The organism is Corallococcus sp. bb12-1, assembly GCF_026626765.1.
In the GTDB taxonomy this organism is placed as follows: domain Bacteria; phylum Myxococcota; class Myxococcia; order Myxococcales; family Myxococcaceae; genus Corallococcus; species Corallococcus terminator.
Genome location: NZ_JAPNJZ010000001.1, coordinates 829,416 through 854,638, shown reverse-complemented (window position 1 = coordinate 854,638; position 25,223 = coordinate 829,416). Strand labels below are relative to the sequence as shown.

Annotated in this window: 21 protein-coding genes; 12 read left to right on the top strand and 9 right to left on the bottom strand. The window is 71.1% G+C overall.

What is annotated here, in order from left to right:
• The first annotated feature begins 85 nt into the window (after positions 1–85).
• The 4 genes from OV208_RS03580 to OV208_RS03565 all read left to right on the top strand — a co-directional run bounded on the left by OV208_RS03580 (position 86) and on the right by OV208_RS03565 (position 3,204).
• A complete protein-coding gene (locus tag OV208_RS03580) occupies positions 86–1,246 on the top strand; it encodes a protein kinase domain-containing protein (protein ID WP_267572380.1) in 1,161 nt (386 codons plus the stop codon).
• Between the two features lie 37 nt (positions 1,247–1,283).
• On the top strand, positions 1,284–1,853 hold the full coding sequence (locus OV208_RS03575) for a head protein (protein ID WP_267572379.1): 570 nt from the start codon (positions 1,284–1,286) through the stop codon (positions 1,851–1,853).
• Positions 1,854–2,020: 167 nt separating this feature from the next.
• A complete protein-coding gene (locus tag OV208_RS03570) occupies positions 2,021–2,638 on the top strand; it encodes a hypothetical protein (RefSeq protein ID WP_267572378.1) in 618 nt (205 codons plus the stop codon).
• Positions 2,635–3,204 (top strand): head protein, encoded by a 570-nt coding sequence (locus OV208_RS03565; protein ID WP_120543006.1) that lies wholly within the window; start codon positions 2,635–2,637, stop codon positions 3,202–3,204. Before OV208_RS03570 ends, OV208_RS03565 begins: the two co-directional genes overlap by 4 nt.
• Before the next feature lie 6 nt (positions 3,205–3,210).
• Here OV208_RS03565 and OV208_RS03560 read toward each other — a convergent pair whose 3' ends face one another.
• Both OV208_RS03560 and OV208_RS03555 read right to left on the bottom strand, forming a co-directional pair.
• Positions 3,211–4,215, bottom strand: coding sequence for a glucose 1-dehydrogenase (locus tag OV208_RS03560; RefSeq protein ID WP_267572377.1), 1,005 nt, complete (start codon positions 4,213–4,215; stop codon positions 3,211–3,213).
• A 214-nt stretch (positions 4,216–4,429) separates the two neighbouring features.
• Positions 4,430–6,382 carry an ATP-binding protein gene (locus tag OV208_RS03555; protein ID WP_267572376.1) on the bottom strand — a complete coding sequence of 651 codons (1,953 nt, stop codon included), beginning with the start codon at positions 6,380–6,382 and terminating at the stop codon, positions 4,430–4,432.
• Between the two features lie 182 nt (positions 6,383–6,564).
• Here OV208_RS03555 and OV208_RS03550 point away from each other — a divergent pair, with 182 nt between their 5' ends.
• Complete coding sequence (locus OV208_RS03550; RefSeq protein ID WP_267572375.1) at positions 6,565–6,939, top strand: response regulator; 375 nt, start codon at positions 6,565–6,567, stop codon at positions 6,937–6,939.
• A 21-nt stretch (positions 6,940–6,960) separates the two neighbouring features.
• Here OV208_RS03550 and OV208_RS03545 read toward each other — a convergent pair whose 3' ends face one another.
• Together OV208_RS03545 and OV208_RS03540 are read right to left on the bottom strand one after the other, a co-directional pair.
• A complete protein-coding gene (locus OV208_RS03545) occupies positions 6,961–7,341 on the bottom strand; it encodes a response regulator (protein ID WP_267572374.1) in 381 nt (126 codons plus the stop codon).
• Positions 7,342–7,466: 125 nt separating this feature from the next.
• Positions 7,467–9,053 carry a response regulator gene (locus OV208_RS03540; RefSeq protein WP_267572373.1) on the bottom strand — a complete coding sequence of 529 codons (1,587 nt, stop codon included), beginning with the start codon at positions 9,051–9,053 and terminating at the stop codon, positions 7,467–7,469.
• Between the two features lie 163 nt (positions 9,054–9,216).
• Here OV208_RS03540 and OV208_RS03535 point away from each other — a divergent pair, with 163 nt between their 5' ends.
• From OV208_RS03535 to cheB, 7 genes are read left to right on the top strand one after another with little or no spacing between them, the layout of a single operon-like run.
• On the top strand, positions 9,217–9,609 hold the full coding sequence (locus OV208_RS03535) for a response regulator (RefSeq protein ID WP_267572372.1): 393 nt from the start codon (positions 9,217–9,219) through the stop codon (positions 9,607–9,609).
• Positions 9,606–11,732, top strand: coding sequence for a chemotaxis protein CheA (locus OV208_RS03530; protein WP_267572371.1), 2,127 nt, complete (start codon positions 9,606–9,608; stop codon positions 11,730–11,732). The genes OV208_RS03535 and OV208_RS03530 overlap by 4 nt, the downstream gene beginning before the upstream one ends.
• Positions 11,729–12,175 (top strand): chemotaxis protein CheW, encoded by a 447-nt coding sequence (locus OV208_RS03525; protein ID WP_267572370.1) that lies wholly within the window; start codon positions 11,729–11,731, stop codon positions 12,173–12,175. The genes OV208_RS03530 and OV208_RS03525 overlap by 4 nt, the downstream gene beginning before the upstream one ends.
• Positions 12,156–14,702 (top strand): methyl-accepting chemotaxis protein, encoded by a 2,547-nt coding sequence (locus tag OV208_RS03520; RefSeq protein WP_267572369.1) that lies wholly within the window; start codon positions 12,156–12,158, stop codon positions 14,700–14,702. The genes OV208_RS03525 and OV208_RS03520 overlap by 20 nt, the downstream gene beginning before the upstream one ends.
• The gene (locus OV208_RS03515) at positions 14,699–17,071 is read left to right on the top strand and encodes a HEAT repeat domain-containing protein (RefSeq protein ID WP_267572368.1); all 2,373 of its coding nucleotides are present in this window, start codon (positions 14,699–14,701) and stop codon (positions 17,069–17,071) included. The genes OV208_RS03520 and OV208_RS03515 overlap by 4 nt, the downstream gene beginning before the upstream one ends.
• Before the next feature lie 13 nt (positions 17,072–17,084).
• A complete protein-coding gene (locus OV208_RS03510) occupies positions 17,085–17,906 on the top strand; it encodes a CheR family methyltransferase (RefSeq protein ID WP_267572367.1) in 822 nt (273 codons plus the stop codon).
• The gene (gene cheB / locus OV208_RS03505; protein ID WP_267572366.1) at positions 17,903–18,949 is read left to right on the top strand and encodes a chemotaxis-specific protein-glutamate methyltransferase CheB; all 1,047 of its coding nucleotides are present in this window, start codon (positions 17,903–17,905) and stop codon (positions 18,947–18,949) included. Before OV208_RS03510 ends, cheB begins: the two co-directional genes overlap by 4 nt.
• 9 nt (positions 18,950–18,958) lie before the next feature.
• Here cheB and OV208_RS03500 read toward each other — a convergent pair whose 3' ends face one another.
• From OV208_RS03500 to OV208_RS03480, 5 genes are all read right to left on the bottom strand, one after another.
• Entirely contained in the window at positions 18,959–20,473 is a 1,515-nt protein-coding gene (locus tag OV208_RS03500; RefSeq protein ID WP_267572365.1) for a PAS domain-containing sensor histidine kinase, read from the bottom strand.
• A 423-nt stretch (positions 20,474–20,896) separates the two neighbouring features.
• Positions 20,897–21,679, bottom strand: a complete 783-nt coding sequence (locus OV208_RS03495) for a hypothetical protein (RefSeq protein WP_267572364.1) — start codon at positions 21,677–21,679, stop codon at positions 20,897–20,899.
• A 162-nt stretch (positions 21,680–21,841) separates the two neighbouring features.
• On the bottom strand, positions 21,842–22,303 hold the full coding sequence (locus tag OV208_RS03490; protein ID WP_267572363.1) for a response regulator: 462 nt from the start codon (positions 22,301–22,303) through the stop codon (positions 21,842–21,844).
• A 57-nt stretch (positions 22,304–22,360) separates the two neighbouring features.
• Positions 22,361–23,752 carry a sigma-54-dependent transcriptional regulator gene (locus OV208_RS03485; protein ID WP_267572362.1) on the bottom strand — a complete coding sequence of 464 codons (1,392 nt, stop codon included), beginning with the start codon at positions 23,750–23,752 and terminating at the stop codon, positions 22,361–22,363.
• Positions 23,734–25,212: a sensor histidine kinase gene (locus OV208_RS03480; protein WP_267572808.1), complete on the bottom strand. Its 1,479-nt coding sequence runs from the start codon at positions 25,210–25,212 to the stop codon at positions 23,734–23,736. Before OV208_RS03480 ends, OV208_RS03485 begins: the two co-directional genes overlap by 19 nt.
• Between the last annotated feature and the right edge of the window lie 11 nt (positions 25,213–25,223).

Sequence of the window (25,223 nt, the reverse complement as noted above, 5' to 3'; positions counted from 1 at the left end):
CCCCTTCCAGGTGACTTGGAAGGTAGTTTGTCCTTGTTCTCCCCGGATGCCTGCGTCCGCGTGGATGACAAGGAGCCTGCACGGCATGAGTCCTTCCAGGACGGTGAATCCTCCTCCCGAAGTGCTGTTCAAGACGGGCTCCAAGGCCTTCGAGCTGACGCAGGTGCTGCGGCGAAGCAGTCACGGGGAGCAGCAGTTCATGGCCCTGCGACGGCAGCCCGGGCGTGAACCCGTGCCGGTGTTCATCCAGGGGCTGTCCCTGGGTGGGCGGACGGTGTCGCGACTGAGGGACCCCCGGGCTCGGATGCAGGAGATGGTCACGCTCGCGCGGCTCCTCCAGCATCCGCGCATCGCCCGGCTGAACGGCGTCCATGAATCGGCGGGCGTCCTGTACGTGGAATGGGAGCACGTCCCGGGTTACACGTTGGGCGACGTGTCGCTGCTGCCGCTGGTGTATGTGCATGCGTACTCCGAAGCCTTCCTGCTGCACGTGGGGCTCCAGTTGGCCTCGCTGCTCGCGTTCCTGCACGGGCAAGCGGATGAGCGCGGTCTGCCATTGGGTTTCGTGCACCGCGACCTGCATCCCCAGGGCATCCGGTTCGGGCCGGACGGACAACTGGCGTTGACGCACCTGGGGGATGCCTTCTCACGGCTGCCGGGCCGGGTGCCCTCCAGCATCACGCGTCCGCATGGACAGGCCTTCTATGGCGCTCCGGAGGTGTTGTTCGGCGAGGCCGCGGATGCGCGTTCGGACCTGTTCTCGCTGGGGCTCATCCTGCTGGAGCTGGCGACGAGCCTGCACCTGTACAGCCTGCCCCGTGTCCTCATGGGAGACCTGGATGCGCGACTGACGGACGCGGATGGGCAGCGGGTGCTCCAGGGGATGATGGTGGCGGAGCAGGCGGGGCGGTTCACGAGCGAATACATCCACATCGTCACGCACGCCGCCGCGTACCGGCCCGAGGACATCGAGTCGCTGATGCTCCGACTGTCACCCGCCCTGCGCGCCATCCTCCACCGCCTGCTCAAGCGCGACCGTGCGGAGCGCTACGCGACGGCGGAGGAGGTGGAGGCGGACCTGCGTGCCCGGGCCACGGAGCTGGGTGGGCAGTACGGCGGCGCGGAGGCAGCGGAGGAGTTCCAGAAGGCGCTCGCGGGCACGGCGCCGCTGATGAATGCGTTCCAGACGGACGTGGGGGCCTTCCCGCGTGGAAGTGTGCTGTACCTGCCGACGCCAGCATTTTGAACGACGACGCTGTGCCGATCGTGATGGGAGTCGTGCAATGAAAGGAGACAATATCTCCCTTGAAACACGGGAGTTGTTGGGGAAGCTTTGGACGGAATCTTCGTCCGAGGATGACAAGATGCGATTGGAGGTGGCGATGGATGCGCTCCAGTTCATCTACGACATGGGCCAATCCCAGCTCTTCCGGGTGTATCACCAAGCGATCGAGGAACAAGAGCCTCCGTTCGTGTTCTCTTCCTTCGATACCCGCGCGGAAGCGGATGCATGGCTGATGGCGCAGAATCCGGTTCCCGATCGGGCGGCCGTGTTGGTCGCAGGTGAATACTTCAAGGTGATGGACTTGCCGGAGTTGGGCAAGGGCACGCGCAGGCTGCTCTCCAGCCCGATCCTCAAGTTCTACCTGCAAGACATGTGGGAAAAGGCCAAGGCTCCGGTGGCCTCGTTCTCCACGCGCGAGGAAGCGGAGACCTGGCTCCGGGAGCAGCCCGAGCCTCCCCGTCAGGTCGCCATCCTGATCGACGGCAAGCCCTACCTCGCGGCCTGGCATCACCGGATCCAGCTCAGGACCCTCTACCCGCTCACCGCACCCGAAGCCGCTCCCACGTAGGCGCCCTCAGTTCCACGCCAGCCGCGCGACCTCCCTGATGCCCGTGCGGCAGTTGAATGCGTTCCAGACAGACGTAGGCCCTCCCCCGTGGGAGTGGGCCGCACCTGCTGACGCCGGTGGTGTGAAACGCCGTCGCACGTCATCCGATTGTGCTACGGGCTCCCGCCATGAAGAGGCTGTGGCTGGTCCTGATGGGAGTGCTGCTGTCCTCGTGTGGGGCGGGGCGACAGAAGATCTCACTCGGAGCTGAAGAGCTCCGGTCCCTTGTGCTCTTCATCCAGGAGCAGCCGGATGGGACAAGGGTCCACTCCTGGCGGTCCGTGGACGAGGTGGAGTTGGTCCGCTATCTGCTGAAGCCTGGAGCCGGAGGCGGCCGACGAATTGTGCTCACGGCGGCGGGAAGCCGGGACTGCGACGCGGAGAACCGGGAGTGTGTCCGGGCGTGCATGGCGCGGCCCGTGGCTCGGGGCTACGGTCACGTCACCACCTCAGACAGGGGGAAGGGGGGCAAGCAGTCACATTGTGAGGGGCTGTGCAACCAGCCTTATATGGACTGCTCAGAACTCCAGGAGCGGAAGCCAAGGCAGTTCTCGGCGGTCGACGCGGCGGTGGACTGGTTGGAGCGCAATCAGAGAGGCATCCTGGTCGGGAGCGTGGTTGTCATCGCGGGAGTTGCGTTCGTCGTTGTCTCCGCCGGGGCCGGGCTGATCATCCTCGCGCCCGCGGCGCTTCTGGCGAGCGGAGACAGCAATGTGGCGCCTGTGGTGATGGGAGCCATGCCATGAAGCAGGACGATATGCCCCTTGAAGCGCGGGAGTTGTTAGGGCGGCTCTGGTCGGAATCTCAATCCCAGGATGACAAGTTGCGACTGGAGGTGGCGATCGACGCGCTCCATTTCATCTATGCCATGGGGCTATCCCAGCCATTCCGGGCGTATCGCCAGAGCGTCGATGAGCACGAGCCCCCGCTCGTGTTCGCTTCCTTCGATACCCGAGCGGAAGCGGATGCGTGGTTGATGGCGCAGACCTCGGTTCCCGACCGAGCGTCCGTGTTGGTCGCGGGCGACTACTTCTCCGTGAGGGACCTGCCAGAGTTGGGCAAGGGCACGCGCAGGCTGCTCTCCAGCCCGATCCTCGAGTTCTACCTGCAAGACATGTGGGAAAAGGCCAAGACGCCGGTGGCCTCGTTCTCCACGCGCGAGGAGGCGGAAACCTGGCTCCAGGAGCAGCCCGAACCTCCCCGTCAGGTCGCCATCCTGATCGACGGCAAGCCCTACCTCGCGGCCTGGCATCACCGGATCCAGCTCAGGACCCTCTACCCGCTCACCGCACCCGAAGCCGCTCCCACGTAGGCGCCGTCAGTTCCAGGCCAGCCGCACGACCTCCTTGATGCCCGTGCGGTGCAGCAGCAGCCCCGGCGCTTCGTCGATGCTCCGGTGCGCGGTGATGAGCCTCCTCACGCTCTCCGGGAACAACGACATGCACTGCCCCAGCAGGCGCAGCGCCAGGGCGTAAGCGCTGCGGCTCGCGTTCACCGTGCCGAACACCAACTGGTTCTCCAACACGATGTCGCGCATCAGCTGATCCGCCGGGAGCTTCGTGGGCGCGCCCAGGGGCGGAATGCCGGTGAAGATGAAGAGCCCGTTCGGCCCCAACGCCTCCAGCGCCGTGAACGCCAGCTGCGCGTTGCCCACTGCCTCGTAGAACAGGTCGATGTTGCCCAGCTTCCTGCCCAGGTCCTCCGGCGCCGTTTCCTCCCCGGAGACGTAGCCCGCGCCGAACGAGCGCACCAGGTCCGCCCGGTCGCTGTCCTGGCCCTCCCTCGAATACACATACGTTTCGAAGTTGTGCGCCACCATCGTCATCGCGCCCAACAGGCCCACCGGCCCCGCGCCCAATATCACCGCCCGCTGCCGCGACGGCTCCCACGGCAGCCGCTGCTGCAATGTCTTCACCTGCTGCACCGCCTTCGCCGCGATGGTCAGAGGCTCCGTCAGCACCGCCACCTCCGCCAGGTCCGGCGGCACCACGGTGAGGTTCGACTCCTCCTCCACCGTCATCTCCGTGAGGAAGCCGTGCGTCTGCTTGATGCCGCGCTCCCGGAAGTCCCCCGTGACGCAGAAGTCCTGTCGCCCCGCGCGGCATGCCAGACATTCCGCGTGCAGGCACGGCCGGCGCACCGACGGAATCACCAGGTCCCCCGGCCGCAGCTTCGTCACCCCCGGCCCCACCGCCGCCACCTCGCCCAGGGCCTCATGGCCGATGACCAGAGGGTCCTCCCCCGGCGGCGGGTCTCCGTACTGGAAGGACGCGATCTCCCGGTCCGTGCCGCAGATGCCCACCTCCCGCATCCGCAGCAGCACCTCCGTGTGGGCTCACACCTGGATGGGCGGGTTGTCTGGCCAGTGCACCATCCCGTCGCGCACCGGCACCGTCACGTCCACCCAGGACGGGCTGGCTGTGGTGTCTTCCAGCGTCGAATGCGTGGGCATGCTCCAAGCGTAGGCACGCGGTCCGCGCTGAAGGCGCGGCCAGCGACGGCGTGCTCCACCGGCTGCCCCGGTCTCCAGGGCTGCCCTATCCCCTGGTCGCCTGCCTCGCCCCGTCGCGCGGCAGCTTCACCGTGAAGGTCGTCCCCGCCTCCTTCATGGACATCACGTCGATGGTGCCGCCGTGCGCCTGCACGATGTGCTGCACGATGTAGAGCCCCAGCCCCACGCTGCGCGTCGTCAGGTCCATGCCCGGCACCCCCCGCTGCATCGGCTGGAAGAGGCGGCGCAGCAGGTCGGGGGGAATCGGGTCGCCCGCGTTGTGCACCTCCAGGAGGACCTCCCGCTCCGTGCCCTGGACGCGCACCGTCACCGGCGTGCTTTCCGGCGAATACTTCAGTGCGTTGCCCAGCAGGTTGGTGAGCACCTGCGCCATGCGGTCCGGATCCCAGCAGCCCCACGCCTCGTGGCCCGGCATGGAGGTCTGGAGGACGCGCTCGGGGAAGTTCATCTGCACCTCCTCCATCACCTGCCGCACCACCGTGGCCAGGTCCAGGTCCAGGTCCTGGCACTGCACGGGAATCCCTCCGCCCAGGCGCGCCTGGGTGAAGTCGAGCAGGTCGCGGATCATCCGCAACGCCCGCTCCGCGGAGGCCTGGACGCGCGCCGTCTGGGCCTCCTGGAGGAACTGCTCGCGACCGGCCTCCGTCTTCCTCCGGGCGGTGATGTCCTGCATGGCGCCCACCATCCGCATGCCCCGGCCCTGCGCGTCGCGCGTGATGACGCCCGTGTCCAGCACCCGCACGGGGTCGCCCTGGCGGGTGAGGAAGCGGTACTCGTCCTGCCAGCGGGACTGCGTGCCCTGGATGGCCGCGTGGATGCCGTGCTTCACGCGCTCGCGGTCCTCGGGGTGGATGCGGCCCACCCACCAGTCCGCGGTGGGTCCCGTCTCCTCCGGCGTGAAGCCGAGCAGGTCCTGCACGCCTCCGCTCCAGGTCACCTCCTGCGTGGTCAGGTCCCAATCCCAGACGGAATCGGAGGCCGCCTGGGTCGCCAGCCGGTAGCGCGTCTCCGACCTCGCCAGCTGCGCGTGGGTCTCGTGGAGCTTTCCCTTTCCCTTTCCCATGAGCAGGGCGCGGTCGAGGATGCTGGAGAGGTAGTCCACCAGCGTCTCCAGGAAGCGCTTGGTCTGGGGCGTCACCGGCCGGGCCTGCGCGAAGCCCACGCAGAGCACGCCCATCAGCTTGCCGTGGGGCCACAGCCGCAGGCCCAGCAGCGTGCTCCAGCCTTCGTTGCCCAGCCCCTCGCGTTCGGAGTCCGGCAGGCCGTGCGCCTGGGTCAGCACCAGCGGCTCCTCCGAGCGGGTCACCCTGCCCAGGAAGGAGGGCCCCCGCGCATCCACCCGGCGGCGCCTCGCGTGCGGGACGTCCCGCCCCGAGTTCGCGACGGCCACCATCACCGTGCTTCCCGGCTCCATCAGGAACAGCTCCGCGCCAGCGGCCTCCAGCGCTCGGATGACGGTGTCGACGAGCGGCTGGAGCCGGGCCTGCGCGTCCTCGTGCGCCTCCAGCGCCTGGGGCGCGAGCGCGTCCAACTGGCGCAGGAAGCGCTTCTCCCGCTGGCGGTCCTCCAGCGAGTAGCCGGAGAAGAGGACCACCACGTGGTCCATGGCGTCCTCCAGTTGCTGGAAGAGGCACTGGAGGTCGGAGGCGGCGGGCTTGTGCTCGGGCCCCACGTCGTCCCAGAGCCGGGGGATGAGCCGGCCCATGAGCGTGTACTCATCCGTCGCGTCCTCCTGCGTGGCGCCCACCCGCAGGCGCAGGTTGATGTGGACCTCCTCCAGGCGCTTGCGCGTCTCCAGGCGCTCCGGCGTGGGGCCGTGCCGGCAGATGAGCGCCACCATGCGCAGGTACTCCGGCAGCGTGGTGATGATCTCCGACGCCTTCAGGCCCTGGCTGCTCTCCCGGCCGCGCGTCTCCTCGACGAAGCGCCGCACCAGGACTTCCAGGTTCGCTTCGATGAGGTCGGCGATGAGGTTCATGGCTCAAGGGGACGGGTAGGGCTGCCGCCCCCGGGTGCAACGCCGGGACGTCTGTTTTCCCGGAAGATGAAACGTCTGGCCGGCAGCGGAGGGGCGCGCGGGAGGGCTTGCGCGAGACGGAAGGGATACACAACGCGGCGTCATTGCTGGCGATGCCGGTGCGACCTGCGTAGGCTGTCCAGGTGTTGAGAACGACGCCCCGCTCCACCATCCTCATCGTCGACGACGAACCGGACCTGCGCGAAGTGGTGGCGGAGCTGCTGGAGATGGAGGACTACGCGGTGGTGCAGGCGGCCAACGGGCAACTGGCCCTGGACGCGCTCGCCCACGTGCCCCGCCCGTGTCTGGTGCTGCTGGACCTGATGATGCCGGTGATGGACGGACACGAGTTCCTCCACCGCGTGCGCGACGACGCCCGCTACCAGGACCTGCCGGTGCTGATGCTCACCGCGCACCCGACGGCCAAGGCGCCTCCGGGCACGGTGGGCCTCTTGCGAAAGCCCGTGGACATCACGGAGCTGCTCGCGCTGGTGGCCCGGCACTGCCAGTCCGCCTGACGGCTCGCGCGGGCCGCCCGCTCACGCCGCGGGAGCTGCGTGCACGGCGATGGCGTCCAGCAGCTCTTCCAGCCGCACCGGTTTGCCCAACCGTCCGGAGACCCCGTGCGGCAGCGGCAGCGTGGGGTGCGCCGTCAGCACCAGCACCCGCGTCAGCGCCAGCGCGCCCGTGCGGCGCAGGTGTTCGATGAAGGCGTGCCCGTCCATCACCGGCATCACCAGGTCCAGCAGGATGAGGCCCGGGATGCGCTCCTGGCGCGCCAGCACGTTCAGCGCGTCCTGGCCATTCACCGCCGGGAGCACCCGGTAGCCTTCCGACTCCAGGATCTCCTTCAGCGCCTCGCGGACGTCCCGGTTGTTTTCGACGAGCAGCAGGGTGGTGGAGTGTTGCGTGGTGGACACGCGTCCACGGTAGGGCAGGGGACCGGGAAATTCCAACCCGCGTGGCAGGTCGGGCGGGGTGGGGGCGGGCAGGCGCGTGACGCCAGAAGGCCTCCAGGCCCCGGTGCCGGAGCAGCTTCGGAGCTTCAGGGGGCGCGCGGCAGGGTCATGGTGAAGACCGTCCGCTCCGGGCCCGACTCCACGACCAGGGTCCCCCGGTGGCTGCGGACGATCTGGTCGGAGATGAAGAGGCCCAGGCCCAGGCCGGAGGGCACGTGGGCGCCCGTCTGCGCGCGCTGGAAGGGGTGGAAGAGGATGCTCAGCTCCTCTTTGGGGATGGGGTTGCCCCGGTTGCTCACCCGCGCGACGGCCAGCTCCGGTCCGCCCTGGAGGGACAGCTCCACGGTGGACTCCGGCGGGCTGTACTGGAGGGCGTTGCCCAGGAGGTTGCTCAGGACCTGCGCCAGCCGGTCCGCGTCCCACCGGCCGCCCAGCGGTCCGGTGGACTCCACCCGCACGGTGCGGTTCGGGTGCACCAGCTCCAACTCCTCCACCACCTGGCGCACCACCAGCCCCAGGTCCGTCGCCCCCGGCGTCAGGGGGATGCCGCCGCCCAGCCGGCTGCGGGTGAAGTCCAGCAGTTCGGTGATCATCCGCGTCATCCGGTCCGTGCTGCTGATGATGCGCCCCACGGTGCGCACCAGCGCGGGAGGTACCTGTTCGCTGGCGATGAGGAAGCTGGCTGCCATGCGGATGGCATTGAGGGGGTTGCGCAGGTCGTGACCGACGATGCCCAGGAAGCGCTCGCGGAACTCCGCCGCCGCTCTCAGCTCCCCTTCGGACTGCTTGTGCCGGGTGACATCCACCACCACGGACCCCACGCCCAGCACCTCGCCCCCGGGCGTGCGCACCGGGTGGAAGCCCACCATCAGGTGCATGTCGCCGTCGGCCGCGTCGGGCCCCGCCCGCTTCAGTGACACGGACAGCTCCTCCGCGGGCTCTCCCGTCTCCAGCACGCGGCGGATGACGGGCTCCAACTGAGGCGCCAGGGAGGGCAGGACCTCCGCGAAGGTCCTCCCCGCGTGGGAATCCAGGGGCAGCCCGTCCAGCTTCGCCATCCGCGCGTTGACGTGCACGAACCTCAGCTCCCGGTCCAGCAGCGACAGGCCCACCGGCGAGGAGGTGAGCAGCGAGTCCAGTTGCGCGAGTGCCTCCGCCTTCTCGCGGTCCGCGCGCCGCACGGCGTCCACCATCCGCTTGCCGCGCACCAGCGCGTTCACCCGTGCGCGCACCTCCTCCGTGCGGAAGGGCTTGGCCACGTAGTCGTTGGCGCCCGCGCGCAGGCCCTGCACCAGGTCCTCCGGCCGGCCGTGCGCGGTGAGCATCAACACCGGCAGGGCCTCCGTTTCGGACTGGCCGCGCAGGAACTGGCAGACCTCCGGACCGGACATCCCCGGCATCTCCCAGTCCAGCACCACCACGTCCGGGGCCCGCCCGGAGTGCAGGCGTTCGAGCATCGCGGCGCCATCCGGGAAGGTCTCCACCTGGAAGCCCGTGCCCAGCGCGCTCTTGATGAAGCGCGCCTCGCTGGCGCTGTCGTCCACCACCCAGACGCACGGTGTGGGCTCTCCTGCCGTGGAGGTGTCTCCAGGGGGCAGGGGGAAGAAGGCGTCGGGGGGCGGCGGTGGTGGGGGCATGGTGCGGAAGTCGATCCGGGCGGGGAGGGCGGGCATGGGGGCTGGATGGTGTACGCGCGCCGCGTGCTGTCGCCGGGGCTTCGTGACATACCGGCGCGCGGGTGCGTGGAGAAGCCAACGCTCGGCCCGCGCGCGATGACTCATTTCTTTCAGCAGTCCGGAATCGATCTAGCTTGGTCGGTCGTTTCCAGAGGACGCCATGCCCGAGGTACTCGTCGTCGATGACAGCAAGGTGATGCGCGAGATGGTGGTCGCCTGCCTGCGCCCCTATCCCGACAGCCGCTTCACGCAGGCGTCCAGCGGGCTGGAGGCCATCGAGCAGTTGTCGCTCAAGGCCTACGACCTGCTCGTGCTGGACCTCAACATGCCGGACATCGGCGGCATCGAGGTGGTGGAGTTCGTGCGGGGGCAGGATCAACTTCGCGCGCTGCCCATCATCATCGTCACGACCCGCGGGGACGAAGCCTCGCGCGAGCGTGCACTGGGTGCTGGCGCCAGCCTCTTCATGACCAAGCCCTTCACCCCGGACTCCCTCCAGGGCGCGGCCCGGTCCCTGCTGGAGAAGGCTTCGGACGAGGCGCCGCGCGGGTGACGACACCCGGGGAGTTCGCGGAGTTCCTCCCCGCCTACCTGGCGGAGGTGGACGAGCTGCTGGCCTCCGCGCAGCGCGACCTGCTCGCCGTGGAGGAGGCCGTCCGCCGGGGTGCCGCCCAGCCGCGCGCCGTGCGGGAGCTGTTTCGCGCCCTGCACACCATCAAGGGCCTGTCCGCCATGGTGGACGTGGAGCCCATCGTCTCCGTGGCGCACTGGATGGAGGCGTCCCTGCGGGTGGCGGATCAGGCGGGCGGCCGCCTGCCTGAATCCAGCGTGGAGCCCCTGGTGGAGGGCCTGCGCGCCATCGAACAGCGCGTGCGGCAGTTGGGCGCCGGAAAGCCGGCCTCGCCCGCGCCCGCGAACCTGCTGGAGCGGCTGGAGGCGCTGGGGCCCCAGATGCTGGAGGCAGCGCCCCGGGGGCCGAGGGCCGTCGTGCTGGACGCGGAGGCCGCGTTCGCTTCCAGGCTGGCGCCCTCGGAGCGTGAACAACTGGAGGGCGGGCTCGCGGGAGGCCAGCGCGCGGTGCGGCTGGACTTCGTGCCTTCCTCCGAGCGAGCCGCGAAGGGCCTCAACATCAACACCGTGCGCGAGCGCGTGGCGAAGCACGGCGACATCGTGAAGGTGCTGCCCCTGTCCGGCGCCGCGGCGGGCGGAGCGTCGCTGGCGTTCGCGCTGCTGCTGCTCACCCACTCGGAGGACGCGGCGCTGCTGGAGGCCGTGGGCGGCGCTCCCGCCACGGTGCGCTCGCTGGCGGTGGCCGCGCCCCTGGCGCCCCCGGCGGCTGGCCCGGCTTCGTCGACCCCGGCGGCCGGACCGTCCCCAGCGCTGCTCCCCCCGGTGTCCGGAGTCCCCGGCGCGCTTGGAGTCCCCGGTCCCGAGGACGAGCTGGACGAGCCGGAGGTGCGCCGGGGCGGCGGCCTGCTGCGCGTGGAGGTGTCGCGACTGGACGAGGCCATGGAGTGGCTGGCGGCGCTCGTGGTCAACCGCTCCCGGCTGACGCGCGCGGTGGCGGCGCTCACGGCGGCGGGGGCGCCCACGCGCGAACTGGCGGCCATCCTCCAGGAGAACGGCCGGCAGCTGCGCGACCTGCGCTCGGCCATCCTGCGGCTGCGCATGGTGCGCGTGGGGGACGTGCTGGAGCGGCTGCCCCTCTTGGTGCGCGGGCTGCGGCGCACCACCGGCAAGGCGGTGCGGCTGGAGCTGGACGTGGGCGACGCGGAGCTGGACAAGGCCGTGGCGGACCGGCTGATGCCCGCGCTGGTGCACCTGGTGCGCAACGCGGTGGACCACGCGCTGGAGCTGCCCGACGAGCGGCTTTCCGCGGGCAAGCCCCCGGAAGGGCTGGTGCGCCTGGGTTGTCATGCGCGCTCCAGCGGTCAGTTGGAGATCACCCTGCGCGACGACGGCCGGGGCGTGGATGCGAGGGCGGTGGCGAAGGCCGCGAACGCGCCCGTGCCGGAGTCGGTGGACGGCCTGCTGGACCTGCTGTGCCGGCCCGGGCTGTCCACGCGCCAGGAGGCCACGAGCACCAGTGGCCGGGGCATGGGGATGGACATCGTGCGGCGCATCGTCGTGGAGCAACTGGGCGGCGAGCTGCGCATGGAGACGCGCAAGAGCGCGGGCACCACCTTCACCCTGCGCGTGCCGCTCACGGTGACGCTGGTGGACGCCATCGTCTTTGAATGCGCGGGCCTCAAGTACGCGGTGGCGGTGGGCACGGTGGAGGAGCTCATCGACGTGGACGCGCTGAAGGTGGTGCGGCCCGCGGGCGCGGACGGCCTGGGGCTGGTGGAGCGGCGCGGCGCGGCCGTGCCGCTGGTGTCACTGGAGCGCCTGCTGGAGCGGACGGCGCCAGGGGACGCGGACGGCGTTCGGGGCACCAAGGCGCTCATCGTGCGGCAGCGCGGGGAGCCGGTGGCGTTCGCGGTGGACCGGCTCCTGGGACAGCAGGAGATCGTCCTGCGCCCGCTGGAGGATCCGCTGGTGCGCGTGGCGGGCGTGGCGGGCGCCACGGACCTGGGCGACGGAAAGCCTACGCTGGTGCTGGACCTGGGCGCGCTCGGCGCGGCGCGCGTGGGCCGCCGGATGGGCGCCGCGCGCTCGGGAGGGTGGGCGTCATGACCGTGCTGCACGTGTTGTTCAAGGTGGACGGGACGGAGTACGCGATGCCCGCGGCGGACGTGGTGCAGATGGAGTCCTTCACCGGCGCCACGCCAGTGCCAGGGGCTCCCGCGCACGTGGCGGGGCTGGTGCAGGTTCGGGGCCGGGTCATCCCGGTGGTGGACGCGCGGGCCCGCTTCGGGCTGCCGCCGAGCACGCCCACCCTGGATTCAAGGGTGGTGGTGGGGCAGTTGGGCGAGCGCACGGTGGGGCTGCTCGTGGACAGCGCGCGCGAAGTCCTGAAGTTGGACCCGCGCACCATCCAGCCGCCTCCGCCCATGGTGGTGGAGCGCGCGAAGGGTTTCGTGAAGGCCGTGGCGCAGGTGGGCCCGCGGCTGGTGATGCTCATCGATTTTCCCCGGGTGATGGGGGAGGAGACCGCGGATGTCGACGGACAACGGTAGCAGCAGCGCCCCCCGGGTGGAGGATGCGCGCGCGGTGGCGGAGCGCACCGCGCTCAAGGTGGAGGAGAGCGCGGGCCTGGTGCAGTCCACGGAGCTGCTCGCGGCGCGGCTGGCCTCCGCGGGCAACGAACAGGCGGCGTCGGGCGAACAGGTGCGCATCGCCATCGAATCCGTGGCCGCGCAGGTGGAGCAGACGAGCGCCGCGGTGCAGTCGCTGGTGCGCAGCCAGCGCGCGATGAGCGAATCCGCCCGGGGCGTGCAGCAGGAGGCGGAGGCCACCGCGGGCGCGATGCAGGAGGTGACCGCGTCGGTGGCCAGCGTGCGCAAGGACGCCGTGCTGCTCGCCGCGTCGTCGGATGCGACGGCCTCCACCGTGGAGGAGGTGGCGCGTTCGGTGAAGGGCGTGAGCGCCAACGCGGAGGAGCTGGCCGCCTCCAGCGAGGAGCTGCTCGCGAGCGTGCAGGAGATGAACGCCACCGTGGAGGACCTGGTGGCGCGCAACCAGACGAGCGCCGCCACCACGGAAGAGGTGGCCGCCACCATCGAGGAGATGTCCAAGGGCATCAGCCGGCTGTCCACGGACACGCAGGGCGTGGGCGAGCGCATGGCGCAGGTGTCCGGCGCCGTGGTGTCGCTGGGCAGGACGCTCCACGAGGTGTCGCGCGACGCGGCCTCCATGGCCTCCAGCGTGGAGGAGACGGCCTCCACCACCGAACAGGTGGCGCGCAGCGTGCGCGGCGTGGCCGACCACGCACGCACCCTGGAAGCGCACACCTCCGCCACCGCGTCCACCGTGGAGGAGGTGGCCGCCAGCGTGGAGGAGGTCGCCGCCACCGCGGAGAAGAACGCGGCCGTGGTGGACACCAACGCGGCCACCATCGAACAGCTTGCGCGCTCCGCGCAGGCGGTGGCCCGCGCCGCGGACAGCATCAACGGCCTGGCGTCCACCAGCGCCACCGCGTCCGCGCAACTGGAGACGTCCACGCGCCGCGCGGCGCAGATGACGGAGGAGGCGCGGCTGGCCGCTGAACGCGTGGGCGTGAGCGCGCGCGAGGGCGGCGTCACGGTGGCGCGCTCCATCGCTGGCTTCGGCCGCATCCGGCAGTCCATCGTGGAGTCGTCCGGGGTGATGAAGGAGATGGGCCGGCGCGCCGAGGAGATTGGCGACATCGTGCAGACCATCAACCTCATCGCGGACCGCACGAACCTCCTGTCGCTCAACGCCAGCATCGAGGCGGCGCGGGCGGGGGAGCACGGCCGGGGCTTCGCGGTGGTGGCGGAGGAGATCCGCGCCCTGGCGGACCGGGCGGCGGCGGCCAGCGCGGACGTGGCGAAGATCGTCCGGGGCCTCCAGACGACGGCGCGCGAGGCGGCCACGGCCACCGGTGAAGGCGTGCGCGCGGCGGACGAGGGCGCGGCGCTGGCAGGGGACGCGGAGAAGGCGCTGGGCACCATCCTCAAGGGCGTGGAGGACCTGGGCCAGAACGTGCGCGAGGCGTCGCGCGCGTCGGCGGAGCAGGTGCAGGCGGTGCAGTCGCTGGCCTTGTCCACCGCGAAGGTGAGCGAACAGGGGCGCGTCATCGCGGCGTCCGCGACGGAGCAGGCGCAGGCCGCGCAGGCGCTGGCCCAGGGCGGCACGGAGATGCGGCGCATGGCGCGGCAGACCACGCAGGCCACCGCGGACCAGGCCAAGGCGCTGCGCGAAGCGGTGCGCTCCAACACCCAGTTGTCGGAGGTGGCGCAGAAGGTGTCGCGCGCGATGCAGGAGCAGGCCGCGGCGGCCACGGACCTGGCCAAGGGCGCGGTGCAGATGCGGCAGTTGGTGCAGGGCGTGAGCGGCGCGGTGGCGGCGCAGGGACAGCAGGTGACCGCCCTGGGCACGGTGGCGCAGGAGGTGGCGTCCGCCACCCAGCGCGCCATCACCGGCATCGCCGAACAGGCCAAGGCCGCGCAGGAGGTGGCCCGGGCCATGGACGCCACGCGCAAGGAGGTGGCCCAGTCCACGCGCGCGATGGTGGAGCAGGGCCGCGCCCTCAAGCAGGGCGAAGTGGCCACCCGCCAGGTGGCGAAGCTCGCGCAGGAGGTGACGCGCGCCACGGAGGAGCAGGCCCAGGCGCTGTCCTCGCTGGTGCGCGGCGCGGAGGAGGTGCGCCGGGTGGCCAGGACGACGGCGCGGGCGCTGGATGAGCAGACGGATGCGCTGTCGGTGTTGACCACGTCGGCCACGAAGCAGGCCTCTGGCGTGGCCTCCGTGGCGAAGGCCGCGCAGGAGCAGGCCACGGTGGCCGAACAACTGGGCAGGTCCGTGGAGGAGATGCGGGGCCGCTCGCGGGAGATCGCCGTCACCACGGCCCAGCAGGCGCGCACCACGGCCATCACCGCCCAGGAGGTGAAGGAGGTGGCGGGCCGGCTGGGGCAGCTCGCGAAGCTCCAGGGTGAACAGGTGGAGGGGTTGGCCCACCTGAATGGACTTTTGGGAGGCAAGGACGCGGCCGTGTCCCGGGCTCCCCGGGAGCAGAAGGCGTGACGACGAATTCGACCGTGCGGCAACACCCGCTCTCGCTGTCCGCGGACGACCGCGCGCGGGTGGAAGAAGTAGACCAACTGGCCCGCAAGGGGGCCTCCAGCCTGCCGACGCTGCTGGCCGGGCTGGACGCGCCGTCCTGGGCGGTGCGCCGCGCCGTGGTGTCGGCGCTCGCGCGCCTGGGCACCCCCGCGGTGCAGCCCCTGTGCGACGTGCTCATCCACCAGCGGGACAACGAAGCGCGCATCGCCGCGGCGGTGGACGCGCTGGTGGCCGCCACCGGTGAAGTGGACGGGCCGGTGGAGGTGCTGGGGGATGACGCCAACCCGGCCATCGTCTGCGACGCCGCCCAGGTGCTGGGCCGCCGCCGCAGCCGCCAGTCGGTGCCGCTGCTGGCGCGGCTGACCGTGCACGCGGATGACAACGTGGCGGTGGCCGCCATCGAGGCGCTGGGCCGCATTGGCGGCGGCGCGGCGGTGGACGCGCTGCTGGCCTCGTTGGGCAGCGGCAACTTCTTCCGCATCTTCCCCGCCATCGACGTGCTGGGCCGCTCGGGCGACCCCACGGTGGTGCCGGCGCTGATGGCGCTGCTGTCGGATCCGTTCTACTCGCTGGAGGCCTGCCGGGCCCTGGGCCGCACCGGTCAGGAGGCCGCGGTGCCCGCGCTCGTGGGCCTGCTGCAACGGGGCAACGACGCGGTGGTGCGCGTGGCGGCGGTGGCGCTGGTGGAGATCCACGACGCGCAGGTGGCGCGCTTCGGCGGCGCGCGCATGGTGCCGTCGGTGCTGCGCTCCAACTCGGCGGAGCCGCACCCCACCGGACGCAGGCTTGCCCAGGTCATCTCCGGCGCGGACGCGGCGGAGAAGACCGCGGTGGCGCGGCTCCTGGGCTGGGCAGGGGGCGCGGACGCGGCGTCGGGCCTGCTGAAGCTCCTGGACTCGCAGGACCTGGGCGTGTCGCGCGCGGCCGCGGCGGGGCTGGGCGAGCTGGGCGCGGACGCGGACGCTCAAATCCTCCAGGCGCTGCGCGAGGGCGACAGCTCCCGGCGCCGGGTGCTGCTGCCGCTTGTCGGCAAGCGGTCCGCGGCGGTGCCGGACGTGCTGCTGTGCCTGGAGGACCGGGACGCGATGGTGCGCGCGCTGGCGGCGGAGACGCTGTCGCGCATTGGTGACACGTCCGCGGTGCAGGCCCTCTTCGTGCGGCTGTCGGACGAGGACCCGCGCGTGGTGCAGGCGGTGGTGGGCGCCATCCAGTCCCTGGGCAGCGAGACGACGGAGACGCTGGCGCTGGAAGCGGCGCGTTCGGCGGACACGCGCCAGCGCCGCGCGGCGCTGCGCATCGTGGCCTACTTCGGCTATCCGCGCGGCCTGGACGCGCTGCTGTTGGCCATGCGGGACCCGGACGAGCGGCTGCGCGACGCGGCCATCTACGGCCTGCCCTTCATCGACGACCCCCGGGCGGTGGACGCGCTGCTGGCCGCGGCGAGCCACGAATCCGAACGCACGCGCGCCACGGCGATGCGCGCGCTGGGCCAGACGGACAAGCAGGCCCGCATCACCTCCACGCTGCTGGGCGGGTTGAACGACCGCGACCCGTGGGTGCGCTACTACGCGTGCCAGTCGCTGGGGAAGTTGAACGAGGAAGCGGCCGCGGACGCCATCGTCGCGCTGGCCAACGACGACGCGGGTCAGGTGCGCGTGGCGGTGGTGGACGCGCTGGCGCACCTGCACACGGAGAGCGCCATGGCGGCGCTGCGGCGGGCGGCCTCGTCCACGGACGCGGACGTGCGCCGCGCGGCGCTGCTGGGCCTGGGCGTGGCCCGGCGCCCGGACGCGCTGCCGGTGCTGCTGGAGGCGGTGCACTCGGACGACCCGGCCACGCGGCTGGTCGCCCTGTCGGCGGTGGCGGAGTACGACGCGCCGGAGACGCTGCCCGCGCTCTTGAGGGCGGCGGGGGACCGGGACGACAGCGTGCGCAGCGCGGCGGTGGGCTTCCTGGCCACGCGCACCGGGCAGCACGCCACGCAGGCGCTGGTGTCGCTCTTGGGCGACGTGATGCTGCGCGAGCAGGTGGTGGGCGCGCTGGCGCTGCCGGTGGACGGGCGCCTCGCCGGGCTGCTGTCGGCGCTGGAGGTGGCGGACGACGCGACGGCGCCCCTGCTGGTGGCGGCGCTCGCGCGGATGCGGCGGGCGGATGCGCGGGCGGCGCTGATGCAGGCGCTGGCCGGAGCAAGCCCCGCGGGACGGCGCGCGTCCGCGCCGGCGGTGGCGGCGTTGGGCACCGTGGAGTCGCGCGAGGCGCTGGACCGCGCGGCCCACCGAGACGAGGACGCCGACGTGCGGCGGGCCTGCCTGCTGGCGCTGGGGCGTTGAGAGTCCCCTGCCCATGACCTCGCTGCCGTTGTCCCCGCAGGTCTTCACCATCCTCGCGATGCTCATCGAGCAGCGCGCGGGGCTGCACTACGGCCCGGAAGACCGGGAGCTGATGGCGGAGAAGGTGTCGTCGCGGGCGCTGGACGCGGGCTTCGACTCGTTGCTCGACTACTACTACTTCCTTCGTTACGACCCGAAGGGGAGCGCGGCGCTGGACGCGCTGGTGGACTCGCTGCTCGTCCACGAGACGTACTTCTTCCGCGAGCCCCAGGCGCTGCAGGTGCTGGTGGACGAAGTCCTGGTGCCCGCCGCCCGCGCCGGCCAGCAGCCGCGCGTGTGGTGCGCGGCGTGCGCCACCGGCGAGGAGCCCCTCACGCTGGCCATGATGCTGGACGCGAAGGGCGTGCTGGGGGACGTGTCGCTCCTGGCCACGGACCTGAGCGTCCGGGCCCTGGAGCGGGCGCGGGCGGGTGAGTACAACCTGCGCTGCCTGCGCGCGCTGCCCAAGGGAGTAGAGGGCCGCTGGCTGGACGTCGTGGACGGCCGTCCGCGCGTGCGGCCGGAGCTGGTGGCGAAGGTGGAGTGGAAGCAGCTCAACCTGATGGACACCGCGAACTTCCCGCAGCCGGGAAGCTTTGACGCCGTCCTGTGCCGAAACGTGCTCATCTACTTCCAGGACGACACCGCGCGCCGCGTGGTGGACGGCCTCACCCGGGTGCTCAAGCCCGGTGGGCAACTGGTGGTGGGTACGTCGGAGTCCCTGATGCGTTTCGGCACGGCGCTGCACTGCGAGGAACGGCGCGGTTCGTTCTTCTACCGCAAGGCGGAGTCATGACGCCTCCGACTCCGTTGCGCGTGCTGGTGGTGGACGACTCGGCGTTCGCGCGCAAGGTGCTGCGCAAGGTGCTGTCGGACGCGGAGGGCCTGGAGGTGGTGGGCACCGCGCGCGACGGGCTGGACGCGCTGGAGCGGGTGGCGGAGTTCAAGCCGGACGTCATCACCCTGGACCTGGTGATGCCGGCCCTGGACGGGCTGGGCCTGCTCAAGGCGCTGGCGGGCATGCCGGACGCGCCGCGCGTGGTGGTGGTGAGCAGCACCGACGCCGACAGCGAGCTGGTGGTGTCCGCGCTCCAGGCGGGCGCGGTGGACATGGTGCACAAGCCCACGGCGCTCGCCACCGAGCGGCTCTACGAGCTGGGCGCGGAGCTGGTGGAGAAGGTGCGCGTCGCGGGCCGGGCGATGCCGCGCTACCTGCAGGAGGCGGAGCGTGGCGCCTCCATCCGCGCCGCGCGCGTGGGCACCGGGGCGTCCCCGAAGCTGCTGGCGGTGGGCACGTCCACGGGCGGGCCGCAGGCGCTGACGCGGTTGTTGTCGGCGCTGCCCCGGGACTTCCCGGCGCCGGTGGTGCTCGCGCTGCACATCCCCGCGGGCTACACGGAAGCGGTGGCGAAGCGGCTGGACACGCAGAGCGCGCTGGAGGTGGTGGAGGCGCGCGACGGCCTGGAACTGGTGCCGGGCCGCGCGGTGCTGGCGAAGGCGGGCATGCACCTGAAGGTGGAGCGCCGGGGGGCCCTGGACCTGGTGCGCCTGGACCGCCATCCGCTGGGCACCCCGCATCACCCTTCGGTGGACGTGCTCTTCCAGAGCGTGGCGGCGGGGTGGGCGGAGCACGCGGTGGCGCTGGTGCTCACCGGCATGGGCGAGGACGGGCTCGTGGGCGCCCGGGCGGTGCGGGCCGCGGGCGGCGTGGTGCTCACGGAGGCGGAGTCGTCCTGCGTGGTGTACGGCATGCCGCGCGTGGTGGACGAAGCGGGCCTGTCCCAGGGCAGCGCGCCCCTGGATGCGCTGGTGCCGCTCCTGGAGCGCTTCATCCCCTGAAGGCCGGCCTCAGGGCTGGTGCGCGGGAGGCGGCGGGGGCGGCTCGGGAGGCGGGCCCTTCTTGGGGGGCGCGCGGCGCGGCAGCGTCACGGTGAAGGTGGTGCCGTCCTTCTCGGTGGAGGCGACCTCGATGGTGCCCCCGTGCGCGTGGACGATCTCCCGCACGATGTAGAGCCCCAGGCCGTAGCTCATCTTCAGGGTGCGCGTCGTCTGCGGGCCCTGGCGGAAGGGCTCGAAGAGGTGGGGCAGCAGGGCCTCCGGGATGGGGCGGCCCTCGTTGTGGACCTCGATGATGACCTTGGTGCGCAGGCCGCGAGTGGTCAGGCGCACGGGCGCTTCGGGCGGGCCGTACTTGAGGGCGTTCTCCACCAGGTTGGACACCACCTGGGCCAGCCGGTCCGGGTCCCACTGGCCCTGCGTGTTGCCCTTGTGCTCCAGGACGATGTGGCGCTTGGGGAAGGCCACGCGGAACTCGTGCGCCACCTTGCCCAAGAGCTCCTGGCTGTCGGTGCCGCGCGGTTCAATGACGACGCCGCCCACCAACCGCGCGCGGGTGAAGTCCAGCAGCAGGCGCGTCAGCCGCTCGATGCGCACGGCGGCGGTGGCGATGCGCTGGCTGGTGCGCGCCGTCTCCTCCGCGGGGCCGCCGGCCGCGAGCACGCGCGACCAGTTCATGATGGCGCCCAGCGGGCTGCGGATGTCGTGGCTGATGATGCCCATCAGGTGCTCCTGGAACTCGGAGTGCCTGCGCACCTCTTCCTCGGCCCACTTGCGCTGGGTGATGTCGCGGCTGATGCCGAAGAAGCCGAACACCCGGCCTTCGGGGTCGTGCAGCGTGCCCTTGGTGGTCAGCCACACGCGCTCACCGTCGGGGCCCTGCTGGGCGTCCTCGTAGGTGAGGGGGTGGCCCGCCTCCAGCACGTCCCGGTCGTGCTTGCGGTTGACGGCGGCCTCGTTGGCGGGGAACAGCTCCGCGTCGGAGTGGTCGCGCACCTGTGCCACGGTGCGGCCCAGCGCGTGCGCACCCGCGGTGTTCATGATCTGGTAACGGCCCTCCAGGTCCTTGATGTAGATGGCGTCGGTGGTGCCCTCCAGCACGGCCTGGAAGAGCTGGGCGGCGCGCTGCAATTCACCGCGGGCCCGGTACTCGTGGGTGATGTCGCGGCAGTGGACCAGGAGGGCGCCTTCGACGGGGCGGATGCTCACGTCGAAGCAGAGGTCGCCTTCGGGCCAGCGGTGCTCGTAGCGCACGGAGGACTGCTCGGTGGCGGGGGCATCCAGGCGGAGGTGCTCTCCCAGGGCGAGCAGCTTCGCCACCTTCTTGCGCGCGTCATCGCCGGGCTGGGCGCGGTCCCCGAGCAACTCGCGCATGCGGGAGCTCAGGTAGGTGACGCGCCAGCCGGCGTCCACGGCGAGGAAGGCCTCGGGCAGTCCATCCAGCAGCGCGAGCAGGCCCAGGCCAGACGCACCCGGCGCGGACGGGGCGGGAGGGCGGGAACGCGGGCTGGCGGGGACGTGGGCCATCGTCGTTTCGGTGTGGGGGACGGGTGTTCCTTCTAGGGATGGAACACGAAAGGGTGCCGGAGGGTGTCCCGACAGGCCCCTCCGGGGAATCCGGCGGGGTGGATCTCCATGAAGCAGGAGCATCCTTCGGGAGGAAACGGGTCAGGGAGATTCCCGTCGCCCTCATTCCGCGCGAGGTCGTCCGCGAGACATCCGGCGTGGGGCTGGAAGGAAGAGAGGCGCATCCGTCCAGAACCATACTCCGCCGGCGGTAAAGCGGGTGGCCCTGGACCGAGGGGAAACCCTGCTTCCGCACCGCTCGCCCCTCCCTGTGCCTCCAGCCGTGCGCTGATGGTGGATGGTTGTGACGAGAGCGGATGAATTCTCCGACACTCGCGAAAGAGAGAGGTCGCGCGAGCCGGGTGTGGGTCGAGAAGACCCGGGTCAGGGGTGCCGCTGGAACCGCCTGCCGATGGAGAGCAGCCGTTGGGTCCGGATGTCCACGGCGTAGAGCACGACTTCCTGGAGGGGCTTGCCCGAGGTGGCCTCCACCGACTCGCTGGGATCTGGAGGACAGCGCTGATCATCGACGACGAGTTGGACCAGCACGACGCCTTCGGGGCCGGGGGCAGCGGTCACGTCGTAGGAGTCGCGCCGGTCGAGACACGCGGGCTGCCTGGAGGGTGGCGCCTCCCACGGAAGGAAGTGGTCCAGGGCGAGCTGGATGGCTGCGGCCGTGTTGCCATCGATGTGGATCAGTCCCTGGAGCGGCAGCTCCATGGGGAAGGTGAAGCTCGCCGCTTCGGCGGGAGGTGTGCCGGGCTGGACCGCGACGATGCGTTCTCGTCGCGGATCCACGGCATAGGTGGAGCCCATGTCCATGACCGGGCCCTCTTCGATGCATGCGCCGGGGCTCAGGGAGAAGCGGACCAGCACGATGTCCTCCACCGATGGCGTTGCCTCCACGTCGAACGACTGACGTTGATACAGGCACGCTTCGACCGGATCGCTCCCACGGTGGGGTTTCGTGTCGCGCGGTCGGAAGTCCTCCATCGCGAACTGGATGGCTGCGGCGACCGTCGCGGGCACCACGACCTGTTCCGACGCATCGAGGCTGGCGGGGAACTTGAACCAGGCCGCCTCTTCGGCGGGGACCCGCAGGGGCAGCGGTGGTCGTGAGGCGCAGCCTCCGAGAAACGCACAGAGCAGAAGGAGCGAGTGCCTCAAGACACGGTCTCTCGGTCGGAACACGGGGCCTCATGGCTCATCCATCGCGGTGATCTGTCCCGCAGTCGCCGTGGAAGACGCATCACGATGTTCATTTCCGCGAGCCTCAAATGCGCGGAAGCATAGCAAGAGGTCCGCTGTGCCCGTCTCCCGCGTGGAGGCTCAGTCCTCCCCGATGAGGCCCCGCACCGCTTCGCACAGCACGTCCAGATCGAACGGCTTGTCGAAGACGAACGCGGCGCCCAGGCGGTGGGCTTCAGCGTGGGTGGCGGCGTCGCCGAAGGCGGTGATGAGGATGACGGGCGTGGCCCAGTCCACGCGGCGCAGGCGCGCCAGGGCCTCCAGACCGGTGACGCCCGGCATGCGCACGTCCGTGATGAGGATGTCCGGCGCCGCGCCCTCCACGCCCGCGAGTCCCCGCGTCAGCGTGTCCAGCAGCTCGCGCCCGTTCGGCACATCGTGCACGTCACAGCCGCGCCGGGCCAGCGCTCGCACCAGCATGCGGCGCATCTCCCGGTCGTCCTCGGCCAGCAACACCTGGGGCCGCGTGACCGGGGCTTCATGGCCCGGCGCCCACGGGGCTTCTTCCCACTGCACATCCTGCGTCGTGTCCTGGAAGACCATGGGGTGCTCCTCCTCGTTCGCGCTGTCCGAAGAGAAGGAGCATCCGGCGTGCCAGGGTCAGGGCTTCTTCGCGTCGCGCGCCGCGTCCTTGCCGTCCCCGTCGCCGCGCTCCAGCTTGCGGTAGAGCGTCTTCCTGTCCACACCCAGGATGCGCGCCGCGAGCGTCCGGCTTCCACCCACCGCCTCCAGCACGCGGTGGATGTACCGGCGCTCCAATTCCTCCAGCGTCACCAGCTCGGAGGCGTCCGTGTTCTCCGGCACCACGCGCGGCGTGCTGTAATTGCGCACCCGCTCCGGCAGATCATCCACCGTGAGCTGTTCAAAGGACGTGAGCGCCACCGCGCGCTCGATGCAGTTCTGCAATTCACGCACGTTGCCCGGCCACCCGTACGCCAGCAGCCGCTGCGCCGCGGCCGGTGACAATCCGTCCACCCGCTTGCCCGTGCGCGAGGCGAATTGTTCCACGAAGCGCTGCGACAACAGCAGCACGTCGTTGCCGCGCGCCCGCAGCGGCGGCAGCTCGATGCCGATGACGTTGAGCCGGTAGTACAGGTCCTCGCGGAAGCGGTCCTCCTCTACCGCCAACTCCAAATCGCGGTTCGTCGCCGCCACGATGCGCGCGTCGAACGGCATCTCCGTGTCCCCGCCCACCGGACGCACCACGCGCTCCTGCAACGCGCGCAGCAGCTTCGGCTGGAGCGTGAGGGGCATCTCCCCCACCTCGTCCAGGAACAGCGTGCCGCCATTCGCCTTCACGAACAGGCCCGTGCGCGCCGCCTTCGCGTCGGTGAAGGCGCCCTTCGCATGGCCGAACAACTCACTCTCCAGCAACTGCTCCGGCATCGCCGCGCAGTTGATGGCCACGAACGGCCCTTCCTTGCGCCGGCCCCGGGCATGCAACGCCCGCGCGGCCACTTCCTTGCCGGTGCCGCTCTCGCCTGTAATCAGCACCGTGGCGTCCACGTCCGCCACGCGGTCGATGAGCGCGTACGCCTGCTTGAGCGCGGGGCTCTCTCCCACCAGCGCGCCGTCATCCTCGCGCTCGCCCAGGGCCTGCCGCAGCCTGCGCACCTCCGCGCGCAGGGCGCGGTGTTGCACGGCGCGCTCCAGCACCAGCACCAACGCGTCCAGGTCGATGGGCTTGGTGATGAAGTCGTAGGCGCCCGCGCGGATGGCGGCCACCGCCGTCTCCAGGCTTCCGAACGCCGTCACCACCACCACGGGGATGTCCGGCCGGTTGAGCACGATGCGCTCGCACAGCGCCAGGCCGTCCATGCCGGGCATGCGCAGGTCGGTGAGCACCGTGTCGAAGTCCTCGGCGGAGATGCGCTGGAGGGCCTCGTCCGCGGCGGCCACGGCCACGGGCTGGAAGCCCCGGCGCTGGAGGCCCTTCTCCACCAGCACGCGCATCTCTCGTTCGTCTTCGACAATCAGGATGCGGCCTGGCATGCGTTGCCTCCCGGCGGCAGGTAGATGGAGAAACAACTCCCACGGCCTTGCTCGCTTTTCACGTCAATCCAGCCGCCGTGGTCCCGCACCATCCCATAGGAGACGGACAGGCCCAGCCCCGTTCCCTCGCCCACGTCCTTGGTGGTGAAGAACGGTTCGAACACGTGGGGCAGCACGTCCGCCGGGATGCCGGAGCCTTCGTCCTCCACGTCCAGCCGCACCCATTCCTGTTCCGGCCCCCCCACATCCACGGGAGGCTTCACGCGCAAGACCTGCGAGCGCACGCGCAAGGTACCGGGCTGGTTCATCGCGTGCAGCCCGTTCATCACCAAGTTGGTGAGCACCTGCTGGAACTGCCCGGCGTCCACCTCCACCGTGAAGCCCGAGGGCACCTCCTGCGACAGCGTGGCGCCGCGCTTGGTGGCCATGGGCTTGAGTAGCGACAGCGTGCGCTCGGCCAGCAGGGACAGGTCCTCCGGCGCGCGCGACGGGGCCCGCCGCCGCGCGAAGTCCAGGAGCTGGCGGATGATGCCGGTCATGTGCTGCGCCTGCTGGAAGATGATGCGCGCGCACTCGCCCACCTCCTCGCCCTCCGCTTCACCGGAGGACACCATCTTCGCGCGGCCCATGACGACGTTGAGCGGCGTGCCCAGCTCGTGCGCCACGCCGGAGGCCAGCTTCCCCACCGTGGTGAGCCGGTCCGCGTGGCGCAGGTGCTCCACCGTCGCCAGCCGCGCCGCCGTCTCCTCCGCGAGCCTGGCCCGCGTCTCCTCCAGTTGCTCACCCATCCGGTTCATCGCCACCGCCAGTGTCGTCAGTTCGTCGCCGCTCGCACGCCGCAGCGGCACGCGCGCGGTGAGGTCGCCCTCGCCAATGCGTCCGGCCAGATGCACGAGCTGCTCCACGGGCTGGCCCACCAGCTTGCGGCCCATGGCCATCGCGGCCAGCAGGAAGAACACGCTCAGCGTCGCGGTGGCGATGGAGGTGCCCAGCACGGTGGTGCGCACGTGCTGCTGCTGTTCGGAGAGGGACTCGGTGATTTCGATGGCGCCCGCGCGCCGACCCAGGAACACCGGCGTATACGAGCGCAGCACGCCGGGCGTGGTCGTGGTGTCGGTCAGCCAGCCGTCATGGCCCGCGCGCAGGCTGCGCAGCAGTTGGGGAGGCAGCGCGGGCGCGAAGCCGGAGCCAGGCCCGCCATCCAGCCACACCCACCGCAGGCGCACCTGCTCCTGGAATCGGTTGGCCTGGTTGAGGAGCGTGAGGGCTTCCGCCTCGCCCGCCAGCTGCCACGCCTTGCCAATGGAGCCGGCGAGCGTGTGACCGAGCAGTCGGTGGTCATGCTGCATGTCGATTTCGGACCGGGACAGCTCCCGGTTGACCTGGAACACCTGGAGCCCGGCCATCACCGCGACGGCGAGCAACACAAGGGCCAGGGTGAATTTGCGCGCGAGCTTCACGATGAAAGGCA